Origin of the sequence: Streptomyces kebangsaanensis (assembly GCF_001906585.1) — a bacterium.
GTDB lineage: Bacteria > Actinomycetota > Actinomycetes > Streptomycetales > Streptomycetaceae > Streptomyces > Streptomyces kebangsaanensis.
In genome coordinates this window covers 21,241-35,931 of sequence record NZ_JUJA01000111.1, presented here as the reverse complement: position 1 = coordinate 35,931, position 14,691 = coordinate 21,241, and the positions used below count along the sequence as shown (strand labels likewise).

The 14,691-nt window shown below is 71.9% G+C and carries 11 protein-coding genes and 1 pseudogene; 6 read left to right on the top strand and 6 right to left on the bottom strand.

Features of this window, described 5'->3' with window-relative positions; genetic code table 11:
- Window positions 1–436: pseudogene (locus RH94_RS43545) on the top strand (DEAD/DEAH box helicase); the annotation flags it as partial.
- 229 nt (window positions 437–665) lie between these two features.
- On the opposite strand, the gene groL reads toward RH94_RS43545, so the two are convergent.
- The 4 genes from groL to RH94_RS16375 form a co-directional block, all read right to left on the bottom strand.
- Window positions 666–2,291, bottom strand: a complete 1,626-nt coding sequence (gene groL / locus RH94_RS16390; RefSeq protein WP_073948331.1) for a chaperonin GroEL — start codon at window positions 2,289–2,291, stop codon at window positions 666–668.
- A gap of 113 nt (window positions 2,292–2,404) precedes the next feature.
- The gene (gene groES, locus RH94_RS16385) at window positions 2,405–2,713 is read right to left on the bottom strand and encodes a co-chaperone GroES (protein ID WP_073948330.1); all 309 of its coding nucleotides are present in this window, start codon (window positions 2,711–2,713) and stop codon (window positions 2,405–2,407) included.
- Window positions 2,714–3,067: 354 nt separating this feature from the next.
- Window positions 3,068–3,883, bottom strand: coding sequence for a polysaccharide deacetylase family protein (locus RH94_RS16380; protein WP_073948367.1), 816 nt, complete (start codon window positions 3,881–3,883; stop codon window positions 3,068–3,070).
- 104 nt (window positions 3,884–3,987) lie between these two features.
- Window positions 3,988–4,938 (bottom strand): polysaccharide deacetylase family protein, encoded by a 951-nt coding sequence (locus RH94_RS16375; protein WP_073948329.1) that lies wholly within the window; start codon window positions 4,936–4,938, stop codon window positions 3,988–3,990.
- Between the two features lie 91 nt (window positions 4,939–5,029).
- Here RH94_RS16375 and RH94_RS16370 point away from each other — a divergent pair, with 91 nt between their 5' ends.
- A complete protein-coding gene (locus tag RH94_RS16370) occupies window positions 5,030–6,211 on the top strand; it encodes a THUMP-like domain-containing protein (RefSeq protein WP_073948328.1) in 1,182 nt (393 codons plus the stop codon).
- Between the two features lie 22 nt (window positions 6,212–6,233).
- On the opposite strand, the gene RH94_RS16365 is transcribed toward RH94_RS16370, so the two are convergent.
- A complete protein-coding gene (locus tag RH94_RS16365) occupies window positions 6,234–7,346 on the bottom strand; it encodes an LCP family protein (RefSeq protein WP_079189062.1) in 1,113 nt (370 codons plus the stop codon).
- Window positions 7,347–7,628: 282 nt separating this feature from the next.
- A complete protein-coding gene (locus RH94_RS16360; RefSeq protein WP_073948327.1) occupies window positions 7,629–8,657 on the bottom strand; it encodes a LacI family DNA-binding transcriptional regulator in 1,029 nt (342 codons plus the stop codon).
- 186 nt (window positions 8,658–8,843) lie between these two features.
- Between RH94_RS16360 and RH94_RS16355 the strand changes: the two genes are divergently transcribed.
- The 4 genes from RH94_RS16355 to RH94_RS16340 are packed head-to-tail and all read left to right on the top strand — an operon-like array spanning window position 8,844 to window position 14,329.
- Complete coding sequence (locus tag RH94_RS16355; protein ID WP_073948326.1) at window positions 8,844–10,157, top strand: ABC transporter substrate-binding protein; 1,314 nt, start codon at window positions 8,844–8,846, stop codon at window positions 10,155–10,157.
- Entirely contained in the window at window positions 10,154–11,050 is an 897-nt protein-coding gene (locus RH94_RS16350) for a carbohydrate ABC transporter permease (protein ID WP_073948325.1), read from the top strand. The genes RH94_RS16355 and RH94_RS16350 overlap by 4 nt, the downstream gene beginning before the upstream one ends.
- Before the next feature lie 4 nt (window positions 11,051–11,054).
- On the top strand, window positions 11,055–11,957 hold the full coding sequence (locus RH94_RS16345; RefSeq protein ID WP_407697322.1) for a carbohydrate ABC transporter permease: 903 nt from the start codon (window positions 11,055–11,057) through the stop codon (window positions 11,955–11,957).
- Window positions 11,958–11,992: 35 nt separating this feature from the next.
- Window positions 11,993–14,329, top strand: a complete 2,337-nt coding sequence (locus RH94_RS16340; RefSeq protein WP_073948324.1) for a beta-xylosidase/alpha-l-arabinosidase — start codon at window positions 11,993–11,995, stop codon at window positions 14,327–14,329.
- Window positions 14,330–14,691 lie beyond the last annotated feature (362 nt).

Below are 14,691 nucleotides of genomic sequence, written 5' to 3'. Positions count from 1 at the left end.
CCTCACCCGGCGGGCCACGGCGCGGCTCGCCGAGGCGCGGGAGGCGCACCTGCACGTCGTCCACCCGGGCTCCACGCTCATCACCCGGGACGGCGACGGGGACGTGCGCTGGTGGACCTGGGCGGGACACCGGGCGAACGCCACCCTGGCGGCCTCCCTCTCCCCCGTCACGGTCCCGCACCGGCGCGTGGACGACCGGTTCATCGCCCTGCGCGACGACCTCACGGCGCAGACCTGGCAGGCGGCGCTGGCCGACGCGCGCGCCGGCCTCACCCTGCCCGAGGTCGACGTCCGCGCCGTACGCGGCCTGAAGTTCGCCGAGGCCCTGCCCGGGCGGCTGGCGGAGGCCACCCTGGCGGCCCGGCTGGCGGACGAGGCGGGCGCACGGGCGGTGCTGGCGGAGAACGTACGGTTCGTGGTCCGGCAGCAGGGCTGAGGGCGGCGCCTTCCAGGACTGAGGGCGGCGCCTTCCAGGACTGAGGGCGGCGCCTTTCCAAGGAACGCAGTGGCAACTGCTTTCAAGGGGCGCGGGGAACTGCGCGATCAACCACGAACGACCCGCACCCGACATCAAACCCCAGCGGGGCAGACGCCGAAACACACCGGTGCCCGGCGCCCCAAGGGGGCACCGGGCACCGGTGACGTGGCTCAGCTCAGCGGAGCGCTCAGTGGGCGTGGCCGTGGCCGTGGCCCGCGGCGGCCGGCTCCTCCTCTTCCTTCTTCTCGACGACCAGGGTCTCGGTCGTGAGCAGGAGGGAGGCGATGGAGGCGGCGTTCTCCAGGGCGGAGCGGGTGACCTTCACCGGGTCGATGACGCCGGCCTTGACCAGGTCGCCGTACTCGCCGGTGGCGGCGTTGTAGCCGCTGCCCTTCTCCAGCTCCGCCACCTTGGAGACGATGACGTAGCCCTCGAGGCCGGCGTTCTCGGCGATCCAGCGCAGCGGCTCGACGGCGGCGCGGCGGACGACCGCGACACCCGTGGCCTCGTCGCCGGTCTTGCCGAGGTTGCCCTCCAGGACCTTCACGGCGTGGACGAGCGCGGAGCCACCACCGGAGACGATGCCCTCCTCGACCGCGGCGCGGGTCGCGGAGATGGCGTCCTCCAGACGGTGCTTCTTCTCCTTCAGCTCCACCTCGGTGGCGGCGCCGACCTTGATCACGCACACGCCGCCGGCCAGCTTCGCGAGGCGCTCCTGGAGCTTCTCGCGGTCCCAGTCGGAGTCGGTGCTCTCGATCTCGGCCTTGATCTGGGAGACGCGGCCCTCCACGTCCTCCTTCTTGCCGGCGCCGTCGACGATCGTGGTGTCGTCCTTGGTGACGGTGACGCGGCGGGCGGAGCCGAGGACGTCCAGACCGACCTGGTCGAGCTTGAGGCCGACCTCCTCGGAGATGACGGTGGCGCCGGTGAGGACCGCCATGTCCTGCAGCATCGCCTTGCGGCGGTCGCCGAAGCCGGGGGCCTTGACCGCGGTGGCGTTGAACGTGCCGCGGATCTTGTTCACGACCAGGGTCGACAGGGCCTCGCCCTCGACGTCCTCGGCGATGATCAGCAGCGGCTTCGAGGCGTTCGCCTGGATGATCTTCTCGAGCAGCGGGAGCATGTCCGCGATGGCGGAGATCTTGCCCTGGTGGATCAGGATGTACGGGTCGTCGAGGACGGCCTCCATACGCTCCTGGTCCGTCACGAAGTACGGCGACAGGTAGCCCTTGTCGAAGGCCATGCCCTCGGTGAAGTCCAGCTCCAGACCGAAGGTGTTGGACTCCTCGACGGTGATGACACCGTCCTTGCCGACCTTGTCCATCGCCTCGGCGATGAGTTCGCCGACCTGCTGGTCCTGGGCGGACAGCCCGGCCACGGCGGCGATGTCGGACTTCTCGTCGATCGGGCGCGCCGAGGCGTGCAGGTCGTCGGAGACGGCCTTGACCGCGGCGTCGATGCCCTTCTTCAGGGCGGCCGGGGAGGCACCGGCGGCGACGTTCTTCAGGCCCTCGCGCACCAGCGCCTGGGCGAGCACGGTGGCGGTGGTGGTGCCGTCACCCGCGATGTCGTTGGTCTTGGTCGCCACCTCCTTCACCAGCTGGGCGCCGAGGTTCTCGTACGGGTCCTCGATCTCGACCTCGCGGGCGATGGTGACGCCGTCGTTGGTGATGGTGGGGGCGCCGAACTTCTTGTCGATGACGACGTTGCGGCCCTTGGGGCCGATCGTCACCTTGACCGTGTCGGCAAGCTTGTTGACGCCGCGCTCGAGGGCGCGACGGGCGTCCTCGTCGAACTTCAGGATCTTCGCCATGGCAGCGGGAGCCCTCTCGGAAATCTGGTGGAAAGACATGCGCCCCGGGCGCCCGGCCTGTTATCGGTCGCGGGGGCCAGGGGCGCAGCTCACAGCGGGGATGCTGAGGTGACTTACTTCTCGATGATCGCGAGCACGTCGCGGGCCGAGAGAACGAGGTACTCCTCGTTGTTGTACTTCACCTCGGTGCCGCCGTACTTGCTGTAGAGCACGACGTCGCCGACGCTGACGTCGAGCGGAAGGCGGTTGCCCTCCTCGAAGCGGCCCGGGCCCACGGCCAGGACGACGCCCTCCTGGGGCTTCTCCTTGGCGGTGTCCGGAATGACCAGGCCAGAGGCCGTGGTCTGCTCGGCGTCCAGCGGCTGGACCACGATGCGGTCCTCGAGCGGCTTGATGGCAACCTTGGAGCTGGCGGTCGTCACGATCCGACCTCCCCCTTCGGAGATCTCACGGGGTTAACTGTCTGAGGTGGCGACCAGGTCGATCCGTCGTCGCGGGTGCCGGACCTGCCCGTCGCTTTGTTGGCACTCTCCAGGGGGGAGTGCCAGAGCCGAGACTATGACCGCGATTAGCACTCGGTCAAGCGGAGTGCCAATTGCCTCGTGGCGCGTCGGCCGGGAAGTTCCTTTTGACCCACGTCTGTGCAAGGTGGTCCTCGCTGCGGTGACCGGCCCTGGGGGCTGCCGCCCCCGGACCCCCGCTCCGGCCTGAACGGCCTCGTCCTCGATCTCCCCCGAGCTCTTCGAGCAGGGGGGACCCCCGGACGGGCTGGTTGATCAGACGTAGTCCTGAAGGCGGCCCACTGTCAGGCCCTCTTGCTGGATCTCGCGGAGCAGGCGCGTCGTGCGTTCGCGCAGCGACGGGCCCGCGAGGTCGTCGCCGTCCGAGGCGACCAGGAGGATGTCGCCGCGGCGCAGTGCGTGGGGGCCGTGGGTGAAGCGCAGGCCGGTGTCGGTCGTGGCGGCGCGCCACAGGACCACGGCCGAGACTCCGCAGTCGGCGGCGGCGCGCAGGGTCGTCGTGTCGTAGCTGCCGTAGGGCGGGCGGAAGAGGCGGGGGCGGACGCCGAAGCGGGAGCGGAGCTTGTCGCGCTGGCCGCAGATCTCGGAGCGCTGGCCGGCGTAGGGCAGGCCGCGCAGGAAGGGGTGGTCGAGGGTGTGGTTCTGCAGGTCCGCGCCGACCGACCTCAGGTGCGCGAAGTACCCGTACCCCGGTCCGACGACACTGTCCGTGAGGAACATGCTGACCGGCAGCCGCAGTTCACGGACCATGTCGACGAACCGCGGGTCCCTCTCCGCCCCGTCGTCGTAGGTGAGGAAGACGACCGGGTCGGACGTCCTGACGTGGTCCACGACCGGGGGCGGGCCGAAGGCCCGGGCGGCACCGGCGGCCCGCGGCGGACGGGCCGGCGGCTTCGGCGGCGCGGGCAGCGGGGACACGAGGCCCCAGCGGCGGTACGGCCGCTCCGCCGCCGGACGGTGCGGCCGTACTCCCTGCGCCGCCTTCCGGCCGAGCCGCTCGATGGGGTCGACGGAGGTGGCACAGCCGGTCGGGCCGGTCAGCAGCGCGGCCGTGAGCAGGACCGCGGCCAGGCGGCCCGGCCTCGGGGCCCGTCGGGAGTCTCCCGCCGTCCGCCCGGAGGGCCGGCGCCGCGGCGCGGACGGGAGACTCCGGGCAGGCCCTGCCGGCCGCGGCGTCACAGGTAGTCCTCCAGCCGGGCCACCGCGAACCCCTTGGCCGTCACGTGGTCGAGGAATTGGCGCATGTCGTCGATCATCGTGCCGTTCCACTCGCCCGGGCCCCGGAAGTGGGTGAGGACGATGTCCCCGGGGCGCAGCCGCTGGTCGTCCTCGCGGAACTCCCAGTGGTCGACGTGGACCTCCTCGTTCCAGATCGGCACGTACTCGATGCCGCAGGACTTGGCGGCGCGCAGGGTGTCCTGGTTGTAGTTGCCGTAGGGCGGGCGGAACATCCTCGGACGCTTGCCGAACTTCTTCCGCATGATGCCCTGCATGTCGCAGATCTCGCGCCGCTGCTCCTCGTAGGACAGGCCCGGCAGGTACAGGTGGCGCAGGGTGTGGTTGTTGAGGGTGACCCCGGAGGCCTGCATCCTGCGGAAGTAGTCGTAGTCGCCCTCGATGAGGTAGTTGGTGAGGAACGCCGTGTACGGGATCTTCAGATCGCTCATCATGCGCAGGAACGCGGGGTCCTTCTCCGCGCCGTCGTCGATGGTGAGGAAGACGACCTTGTCCTTGGTGGGGACCGTGGTGAAGACCGGGGGCAGGTCCCAGTCCCCCTGGTGCTCCACCTCGAAGCCCGGACGGGCGGTGACCTTCGGTTTCGTGGCGGGCGGCGGCGGGGGCGTGAGCGGGACCTGTTCCAGGCCCCAGCGCCTGGCGGCGGCCGTCCGCTGCGCGTACGAGGTGCGCAGGCGGTCGGCGTAGGAGTCCAGGGAACGGGCCGGCGGCGCCTGGAGGCGCTGCTGGCCGGGGGCCGGACTCACCTGTGCGCTCGGCCGGGCACAGCCCGAGGCGAGGGCGGCGGCGGCGAGGGCGGCGACGAGAACCGCGAGCCCGCCGTGGATCCCCGCCCTGCGGCACAGGGACCCCCTGAGGCCCTTTTTGTCATTTTGTCCTACTAGTCCCATGGCGTCGGATCCTCGCAGGCCTCCGCCCGGAACCCGGAACGACACCGCGGCCCCGAGGCACACCATCCACCGGCTGGCTCACAATGAGGCGGTGAACGACCACCTCCACGCCTTCGCCTCGCTGCTCACCCCCGAGGGCCGCGCCCTCCTGGACGAGGTGCGCGACACCGACCCCGCCGACGAACTCGCCGTCGCCACCCGGCTGCGCCGCGAGCACCCCGCCGAGCTGGTGTCGGCGGCGCTCGGCCAGGCCCGGCTGCGGCAGCGGGCGGTGGCGAAGTTCGGGGCCGAGGACGCGGGGCGGATGTTCTTCACGCCGAACGGGGTCGAGCAGTCGACGCGGGCGAGCGTGGCGGCCTACCGGGCGGGGCGGCTGCGGGAGCTGGGGGTGGCCTCCGTCGCCGACCTGTGCTGCGGCATCGGCGGCGACGCGATCGCGCTGGCCCGCGCGGGGATCCGGGTCCTCGCCGTGGACCGGGACCCGCTGACCGCCGCCGCGGCCCGCGCGAACGCCGAGGCCCTCGGACTCACCGGTCTGATCGAGGTGCGGGAGGCGGACGTGACGGAGGTGGACCCGTCGCCGTACGACGCCGTCTTCGTGGACCCGGCGCGGAGAGGGGGCCGGGGCCGGATCTTCGACCCGGAGGCCTACTCGCCCCCGCTCTCCTGGGCCGTCGGCACGGCCCTCGCGGCACCCCACGCCGCCCTGAAGATCGCCCCCGGCATCCCGCACGAGGCGGTCCCGCCGCAGGCCGAGGCGGAGTGGATCTCCGACGGCGGGGACGTGAAGGAGGCGGTGCTGTGGTTCGGCACCGAGCCGGGCCTGGTCCGCGCGACCCTGCTGCCCGGCCCCCGCACCCTGCGCGCCCGCGGCCTGCCCGACCCCCGGGTCCGCACGCCGGGGCGCTACCTGTACGAACCGGACGGTGCGGTCATCCGCGCCCATCTCGTGGCCGAGGTCGCCGCGGACCTCGACGGCGGCCTCCTCGACCCGTCCATCGCGTACGTCACCGCCGACGGGCTCCGCCCCACCCCGTACGCCTCCGCCTACGAGATCACCGACCGACTCCCCTTCAACGCCAAGAAGTTGAGGGCCCTGCTGCGGGAGCGCGAGGTCGGCATCCTCACCGTGAAGAAGCGCGGCTCCGCGGTCGAGCCGGAGGAGCTGCGCCGCAAGGTCCTCCCGAAGCCGCACGGGAGGAACACGGCGACGGTGTTCCTCACCCGCGTCGCGGGGGCCCCGGCCATGCTGCTCGGGCACCCGGCGGGCTGACGCCCCCGGAACGCGGGAGCGGTCACCGCAGCGACTCCCACAGCTCGCTCGCCTCCGGCTCCTTCGCGACCACCCGGTTGGGGTTGTACGGGGCCGTCACCACCGGCAGGGTCACCGTCCTCACGTTCTCGGCCGGCAGGCCCTTCAGGCTCCGGGCGAGGGTCGTCAGCTCGGCGAGCGAGTCCAGGCCGGTGTCCGTGGTCAGGCTGCCGGTGACCGCGTCGGCGACGCGGTAGAGCCGGGCGGGGTCGTTCAGGAGGCCGGTGGCGGTGACCTCCTCCAGCATGGCCTTGACCAGCATCTGCTGCAGTTCTATGCGGCCGAGGTCGCTGCCGTCGCCGACCCCGTGCCGGGTGCGGGCGAGGGCGAGGGCCCGGGTGCCGTCCAGGTGGTGGGTGCCGGCCTCCAGGTGCAGGTGGCTCTTGTCGTCGTCGATGTCCTGCTCGGTGGTGACGGTGACCCCGCCGAGCGCGTCCACCAGTTTCGCGAAGCCGGAGAAGTCGATCTCGACGTAGTGGTCCATGCGGACGTCGGTGAGCGACTCGACGGTCTTGACCGCGCACACCGGCCCGCCCACCGAGTAGGCGCTGTTGAACATCGCGCTGTACGCCGCCGCCGTCCAGCCGCCGGAATCCAGCGGGCAGGACGGGCGTGCCACCAGCGTGTCGCGCGGGATGCTCACCACGGTGGCCGAGGTCCGGCCCGCGTCGATGTGCACGACCATCGCGGTGTCGGAGCGCGCGCCCTCGCTGTCGCCGCCGCCGAGCTCCTGGTTCTCCGTGCCGCTGCGCGAATCCGAGCCCAGGACCAGGATGTTGAGGGCGCCGCCGGGCAGGTCGGACTCCTCCCCCGAGGGTGCCGCCAGCGTCCTGGGCGGGCGGTTGTCGCCGAGCGCGTTGTTGATGTCGACGCCCGTGATGTTGCCGTTCAGGTGCCAGTACGCCCAGCCCGCCGCCGTGGCGCCCAGCACCAGGACTCCGGCCAGGGTGAGGCCCACGGCCTTCAGCGCCCCCGAGCGTCCCGAGCGCGTCGAACTCCCCGGCTCCGCCCGTCTTCCGGCCTCCTCGCCGCCCCCGTGTCCCCCGTCGCGTTCCCTGTCATGTCCCCTGCTGTGTCCCCTCACAGGGAGGAACATACGACCGAGTCGGGAAGAGCTCGTCAGGGGGATGGCAACAGGAGGCTTTTCTTCGGAAAATCTCATCTCCGAAAGTTTCGACACGTCCGGCGCTCCGGTCCCGTCCCGGCGCTCCGGCCCCATTCCGGCGCTCCGGTCCCGTCCCGGCGCTCCGGTCCCGCCCCAGCCCTCCGGTCCCGTCCCGGCGCTCCAACCCCGCCCCAGCCCTCCAGTCCCGTCCTGGCGCTCCAACCCCGCCCCAGCCCTCCGGCCCCGCCCCAGCCCTCCGGTCCCGTCCCGGCCTCACCCCGCCGGCGCCGCCGTACTGCTGCGCACCACCAGGCTCGTGGCCAGCTCCACCCGGGTCGCCACCGGCGACTCCTCCTCGCGCCCGAGGTCCAGCACCAGCTTCGCCGCCGCCTCCGCCATCTCCGTCAGCGGCTGGCGCACGGTCGTCAGCGGCGGCCCCACCCAGCGCGCCACCGGCAGGTCGTCGAAGCCGACCACGCTCAGGTCCTCCGGGATCCGCAGCCCCAGCTCGCGCGCCGCCTCGTACAGGCCGAGCGCCTGCAGGTCGTTGCCCGCGAAGACGGCGGTCGGCCGGTCCTCGCGGCCCAGCAGCCTCAGGCCCAGCCGGTAGCCGGCCTCGTGGTGGAAGTCGCCGGTCATGATCAGCGACGGGTCCACCGGCAGCCCCGCCGTCTCCAGCGCCGCCCGGTAGCCGTCGACCCGGGCGCGGCTGCACATCATCCGTGACGGCCCGCTGATCGCGCCGATACGGGTGTGCCCCAGCTCCACCAGATGCCGGGTCGCGGCCAGCCCGCCCTGCCAGTTGGTCGCGCCGATCGACGGCACGTCGGCACCGGGGTCACCGGCCGGGTCCATCACCACGAACGGGATGGAGCGGCTGGTCAGCAGCGCCCGCTGGGACTCGTCGAGCCCGGACAGCACCAGGACCACGCCGTGCGGGCGGCGGGCGGCGACCTGGTCGGCCCAGGTCCGCCCGGGGGTGAGCCGGCCCGCGCTCTCGGAGAGCACGACGCTCAGCCCCGCGTCCCGCGCCACGTTCTCCACGCCCCGGATGACCTCCATCGCCCAGGCGCTCTCCAGCTCGTGGAAGACCAGGTCGATCAGCGGCGAGCGGGTCGCCTCCGCCCGCCGGCGCCGGTAGCCGTGGGCCCGCAGCAGGTCCTCGACACGGCTGCGGGTCGTCGGGGCGACATCGGCGCGCCCGTTGAGGACCTTCGAAACAGTCGGAGCCGACACACCGGCCTCGCGGGCGATCTCGGCGAGCGTGGCGGTCTGCGTTTCTGCGGGCTTCGGAGGTTTCATGCGGGCGATCGTATCTCTGCGCAACCCCTTGACGAACCCCCTTGCTCGCCATAAGTTCCCGGAACATTCGAAGCACCATGCGAAACATTCGGCTACGCGCGGTTTCCAGCCACGCACACCTGGGCCACCCGCACACACCGGCCGGACGAACATTCGGAAACACAACATCGTGAGAGGTGCCGTCACATGGAGTCCTACAGCAGGCGCTGGTTCCTCGGCGCCGGCGCCACCACCCTCGTCTCGGCCGCCGGACTCACCGCCTGCGGCTCCGGCGGCGGCTCCGGCGGTTCGGGGGGCGGCACCGTCACGGCGATGGTGTACGGCGACGACGCCGTGAAGATCCAGACCCAGGCGATCGACCGGTTCAACGCCTCGGCGGCGGCCAAGAAGACCAAGGGCAGCATCAAGCTGCAGAAGATCCCCGCCTCCGACTACCCGGCCAAGCTGCGCACCGCGATGGGCTCGCCCAACGCCCCCGACGTGTTCTTCAACTGGGGCGGCGGCTCGATCAAGGCGTACCAGGAGGCCAACCAGCTGATCGACCTCACCGACACCATCAGGACCGACTCGGTCCTCAAGGACGGCTTCCTGCCCTCCGTCCTCGCCTCCGGCTCGCTGGGCGGCAAGATGTACGGCATCCCGATGCGCGGCATGCAGCCCGTGATGGTCTTCTACAACAAGACGCTGTTCGCCGAGCACAAGCTGCAGCCGCCCACCACCTGGGACCAGCTGCTCGACATCAACACCAAGCTGAAGAAGGCCGGGATCACCCCGTTCGCGCTCGGCGGCGCCGAGACCTGGCCCGAACTGATGTGGCTGGAGTACCTGGTCGACCGCATCGGCGGCCCCCAGGTCTTCGAGAGGATCAAGAACGGCGACGCCTCCGGCTGGGGCGACCCGGCCGTCCTCAAGGCCGCCGAGACGGTCAAGCAGCTCATCGACGACGGCGCCTTCGGCAAGGGCTACAGCTCGGTGGGGTACAGCAACGGCGGCGCGCCCGCCGTGTTCGCCAAGGGCAGGGCGGCGATGCACCTGATGGGCTCGTGGGAGTACCCCACGCAGCTCGGCAAGTTCCCGGACTTCGCCCGCAAGGAGCTGGGCTGGTTCGCGTTCCCGCAGTACGAGGGCGGCGCCGGCGACATCCGCAACGTCGTCGGCAACCCCACCAACTACTGGTCGGTCAACGCCCGTGTCGCCAACAAGGACGCGGCCATCGCCTTCCTGCGCGACTGCGCCTCCGAGGCGTACACCAAGGACCTGATCGCCAACGGCGACGTCCCGACGACGACCCTCGCCGAGAAACTGCTGGACTCCTCCCCCAACCCGGAGTACGCCAGGTTCCAGTACCAGATGGTGCAGCAGGCCCCGGCCTTCACCCTCAGCTGGGACCAGGCGGTCGACCCGAGCTGGCAGACGCCGATGCTCACCGAGATCAACAAGCTGTTCGTGGGCAAGTCGTCGCCGGCGCAGTTCGTGTCCGCGCTCAAGGGGCTGAAGTGAGCTCCACGGTCACCACCGGGGCGAAGGGCAGGACCGGGAAGGGTGCGCGGCCCAGCCGTCCGCACACCGCCTGGGTCCTGCCCGGCGTCCTGTTCTTCACGTTCTTCGCCGCCGCCCCCATGGCACTGGCCTTCTACCTGTCGTTCACCCGGTGGAACGGCCTCGGTGACCCCGAACCGGTGGGCCTGGAGAACTGGCGGAAACTGATCGACGACCCGCGCCTGACCCAGTCCCTGACGGTCACCGTGATGCTGACCGTCGTCAGCTGGGTCTTCCAGACCGTCGTCTCGCTGCTGCTGGGCGTCTGGGCGGCGGGCCGGCAGCGCAACCGGGCCGTGCTCTCCGCGGTCTTCTTCGTGCCGTTCCTGCTGTCCTCGACGGCGATCTCGCTGCTCTTCTACGCCCTGCTCGACCCCAACTTCGGCATCATCCGGGGCGACACGCTCGGCACCACCTCCGGTGCCTTCCTCGCGATCGTCTTCGTCGGCGGCTGGCAGTTCATCCCGTTCCACACCCTGATCTACCAGGGCGGGGCACGGCAGATCCCCGAAGTCCTGTACCAGGCCGCGGCGATCGACGGCGCCGGCCGCTACCGCCAGTTCTTCTCGATCACCCTGCCCCAGCTGCGCAACACGGCGACCACGTCGACCGTGCTGATGGTCGTCGGCTCGCTGACGTACTTCGAGACCGTGCTGATCCTGACCCAGGGCGGCCCCGGCACGGACACCGCGATCCTGCCGTACCTGATGTACGAGGCGGGCTTCAAGAGCTACGACTTCGGCTACGCGAGCGCCGTCGCGACCTTCCTCGTCGTGGCCGCCACCGTGCTGTCGCTGCTGCTGGTCCGGCTGACCGGCTTCGGCGCCATGCGCAGCACCAGGGAAGGAATGTGACGAGGTGTCGCACGATACGCTGCCACGCCGCCCCGTGCGGACCGCGGGGCCGCCGGTGACCGCGGGCCCCGCCCACCGCCGCCGCCACTGGACCAGGCGCCCGAACCCGCTGGCCGGCCTCGGCTCGGTCATCTGGCTGGCCGTCGTGATCATCCCCATCTACGCGATGATCACCACCTCGCTGACCCGCCAGGACGACGCGCTGGGCCACAACGCCCTCAAGCCGCCCACCAGCCCGACCCTCGAGAACTACGACACCGTCCTGCACAGCGGCTTCGGCCACCTGCTCGCCAACACGGTGACCGTCGCGGCGTCCGTCGTGGCGATCGTCCTCGTCCTGTGCGTCCCGCTCGCCTACGTCGCCGTACGCAGCCGCGGCCTCTGGTCGAGCGCGGCCTTCCGCCTGTTCCTGCTGGGTGTCGCCATCCCCGCGCAGGCGGTCGTGGTCCCGCTGTACCTGATGATCGCCAAGCTGAACCTCTACGACAGCCTGCTCGCGATCATCCTGCCGACGGCGGCCTTCGCGATGCCGGTGTCGGTGCTCGTCCTCACCGGCACCATGCGGGACATCTCCGAGGAGCTGTACGAGGCGATGGCCCTGGACGGCGCCTCCCCCACGCGGATGCTGTTCCAGCTGGTGATCCCGATGACCAAGGGCGGCATCAGCACGGTCGTCATCTACTCGGCCCTGCAGGCCTGGAACGGCTTCCTCTTCCCGCTGATCTTCACCCAGTCCGACGGCCCGCGCGTGCTGACCCTCGGCCTGTTCAACTACGTCAGCGAGTTCGGCGTGAACATCCCCGCCCTGCTCGCCTCCGTCGTCCTCTCCGGAATCCCGATCTTCGCCGTCTACCTGGTGGCCCGGCGCGCCCTCGTGGGCGGCCTGATGGGCGTGGGCGGCAAGTGAACCCACCCTCCCCCGACGTCTCTGACAGGAGCTCCATGACCACCGCCCCCTGGCGCGACCCCACCCTGCCCGCCGCCGCCCGCGTCGACGACCTGCTCTCCCGGATGACGCTGGAGGAGAAGACCGCCCAGCTGTACGGCGTGTGGGTGGGCGCCGCGACGGACGGCGGCGGCGTCGCCCCGCACCAGCAGCAGATGAACACGGACTACGACTGGGACGAGCTGATCACCCTCGGCCTGGGCCAGCTCACCCGTTCCTTCGGCACCGCCCCCGTGGACCCTGCGCTGGGCGCGCAGGCACTGGCCCGCGCCCAGCGCCGGATCGCCGAGGCCGGCCGCTTCGGCATCCCCGCCGTCGCCCACGAGGAGTGCCTGGCCGGTTTCACGGCCTGGGGCGCGACCGCCTACCCGGTCCCCCTGGCCTGGGGCGCCACCTTCGACCCGGCGCTGGTGGAGGAGATGGCCGGCCGCATCGGCCGGGACCTGCGCTCGGTGGGCGTGCACCAGGGGCTCGCCCCCGTCCTGGACGTGGTCCGCGACCCGCGCTGGGGCCGGGTGGAGGAGACCATCGGCGAGGACCCGTACCTGGTCGGCACGGTCGGCGCCGCCTACGTGCGGGGCCTGGAGTCGGCGGGGATCGTCGCCACGCTGAAGCACTTCGCCGGGTACGCCTCCTCGGCGGGCGCCCGCAACCTCGCCCCCGTGCGGGCCGGGACCCGGGAGTTCGCCGACGTCACGCTCCCGCCCTTCGAGATGGCGCTGCGCGAGGGCGGCGCGCGCTCGGTGATGGCCGCGTACACGGAGACGGACGGCGTCCCGGCCTCCGCGGACCCGCACCTGCTCACCGAACTCCTGCGTGAACAGTGGGGTTTCACCGGGACGGTGGTCGCCGACTACTTCGCCGTCGACTTCCTGCAGACCCTGCACCGGGTCTCCGGCAGCCCCGCCGAGTCGGCGCACCTCGCCCTGGCCGCCGGCATCGACGTCGAACTGCCGACGCTGAAGTGCTACGGCAAGGACCTGGTGGCGGCGGTGCGCGAGGGCACGGTCCCGGAGCCGCTGGTGGACCGCGCGGCCCGCCGCGTCCTGCTGCAGAAGTGCGAACTGGGCCTGCTGGACGAGGACTGGAGCGCCGACGCGCCCACGGAGCCGATCGACCTGGACTCGGCGGGCAACCGGGCCGTGGCCCGCCGCCTGGCCGAGGAGTCGGTGGTGCTGCTGACCAACCCGGACGGTGTGCTGCCCCTGTCCCCCGACGCCCGGATCGCGGTGGTCGGCCCTCGCGCGGCGGACGCCCTGGCCATGCTGGGCTGCTACTCCTTCCCCTCCCACGTGGGCGCCCAGCACCCCGAGGTGCCCATGGGCATCGAGATCCCCACCCTGCTGGACGCGCTGCGTACGGAACTGCCCGACGCGAAGGTGACGTTCACCGAGGGCTGCGACGTGGCCGGCCCGGACACCTCCGGCTTCGAGGAGGCGGTCGCGCGGACGCGGGAGGCGGACGTGTGCGTGGCGGTCCTGGGCGACCGCTCGGGCCTGTTCGGCCGGGGCACGTCGGGAGAGGGCTGCGACGTGGCGGACCTGAGCCTGCCCGGCGTCCAGGGCGAGCTGCTGGACGCGCTGGTGGGGACGGGCGTGCCGGTGGTGCTGGTCCTGCTGACCGGCCGTCCCTACGCGCTCGGCCGCTGGGACGGCCGCCTGGGCGCCGCCGTCCAGGCGTTCTTCCCGGGCGAGGAGGGCGGGTCCGCGGTCGCGGGCGTCCTGTCGGGCCGGGTGAACCCCTCGGGCCGGCTCCCGGTCAGCGTGCCGCGCGGGGCGGGGGGCCAGCCGTGGACGTACCTCCAGCCGCCGCTGGGTCTGGCGGGGGAGGTGAGCAGCCTGGACCCGACGCCGCTGTACCCGTTCGGGCACGGGGTGTCGTACACGACGTTCGCGTGGTCGGACTTCCAGGGGGGCTCCCAGGAGGGCGCCCAGGGCAACGATGTCACCGGGATCGGCACCGACGGCTCGTACGACGTCTCGCTGACCGTGCGCAACACCGGTGACCTGGCCGGTGCGGAGGTCGTGCAGCTGTACCTGCACGACCCGGTGGCGTCGGTGACCCGCCCGGACGTGCGCCTGATCGGCTACGAGCGGCTGGAGCTGGCCGCCGGCGAGTCCCGCCGGGTGACCTTCCGCTTCCACGCGGACCTGTCGGCGTTCACCGACCGCGAGGGCCGCCGGGTGGTGGAGCCGGGCGCCCTGGAACTGCGCCTGGCCGCCTCCACGACGGACGTCCGCCACACCACCCACCTGACCCTGACGGGCCCGGTGCGGGAGCTGGGCCGGGACCGGCGGCTGCGCTGCGAAACGGAGGTCACGGAGGCGGACTGACTTGTCCCCAGGGGGTTTCCTCGCCCCCGCCGCCCCTACCCGTCCCGTTCCTGGGAGCTGCCGCCCCCAGACCCCCGTTGTCGGCCTGAACGGCCTCGCCCTCAATCGCCGGGCGGACTGGAAAACCAGTCCGCCCGGAGGTCCCCCTGCTCGAAGAGCTCGGAGGAGATTGAAACGCGGGCGCCGGGGCGAAGCCCCCGGCGGCAGCCGAACGCAAAGACCCCGCTCCCGGTTTCCCGGGAGCGGGGTTCTGTCGAGCGCTGGGCAGGCCTTGCACCTGCATTTCCCCACGGGAAGTGGGGCGTCTTTCCTTGGACCACCAACGCACTGCTCGCCGGCCTCTGTCGGCCGCTTGCTTGTGA

What these genes read in the sequence shown, in the direction of transcription:
- groL (WP_073948331.1), bottom strand. Translation starts at nt 2,291, where the DNA reads ATGGCGAAGATCCTGAAGTTCGACGAGGACGCCCGTCGCGCCCTCGAG.
- RH94_RS16360 (WP_073948327.1), bottom strand. Translation starts at nt 8,657, where the DNA reads ATGAAACCTCCGAAGCCCGCAGAAACGCAGACCGCCACGCTCGCCGAG.
- RH94_RS16355 (WP_073948326.1), top strand. Translation starts at nt 8,844, where the DNA reads ATGGAGTCCTACAGCAGGCGCTGGTTCCTCGGCGCCGGCGCCACCACC.
- RH94_RS16365 (WP_079189062.1), bottom strand. Translation starts at nt 7,346, where the DNA reads ATGTTCCTCCCTGTGAGGGGACACAGCAGGGGACATGACAGGGAACGC.
- RH94_RS16375 (WP_073948329.1), bottom strand. Translation starts at nt 4,938, where the DNA reads ATGGGACTAGTAGGACAAAATGACAAAAAGGGCCTCAGGGGGTCCCTG.
- RH94_RS16340 (WP_073948324.1), top strand. Translation starts at nt 11,993, where the DNA reads ATGACCACCGCCCCCTGGCGCGACCCCACCCTGCCCGCCGCCGCCCGC.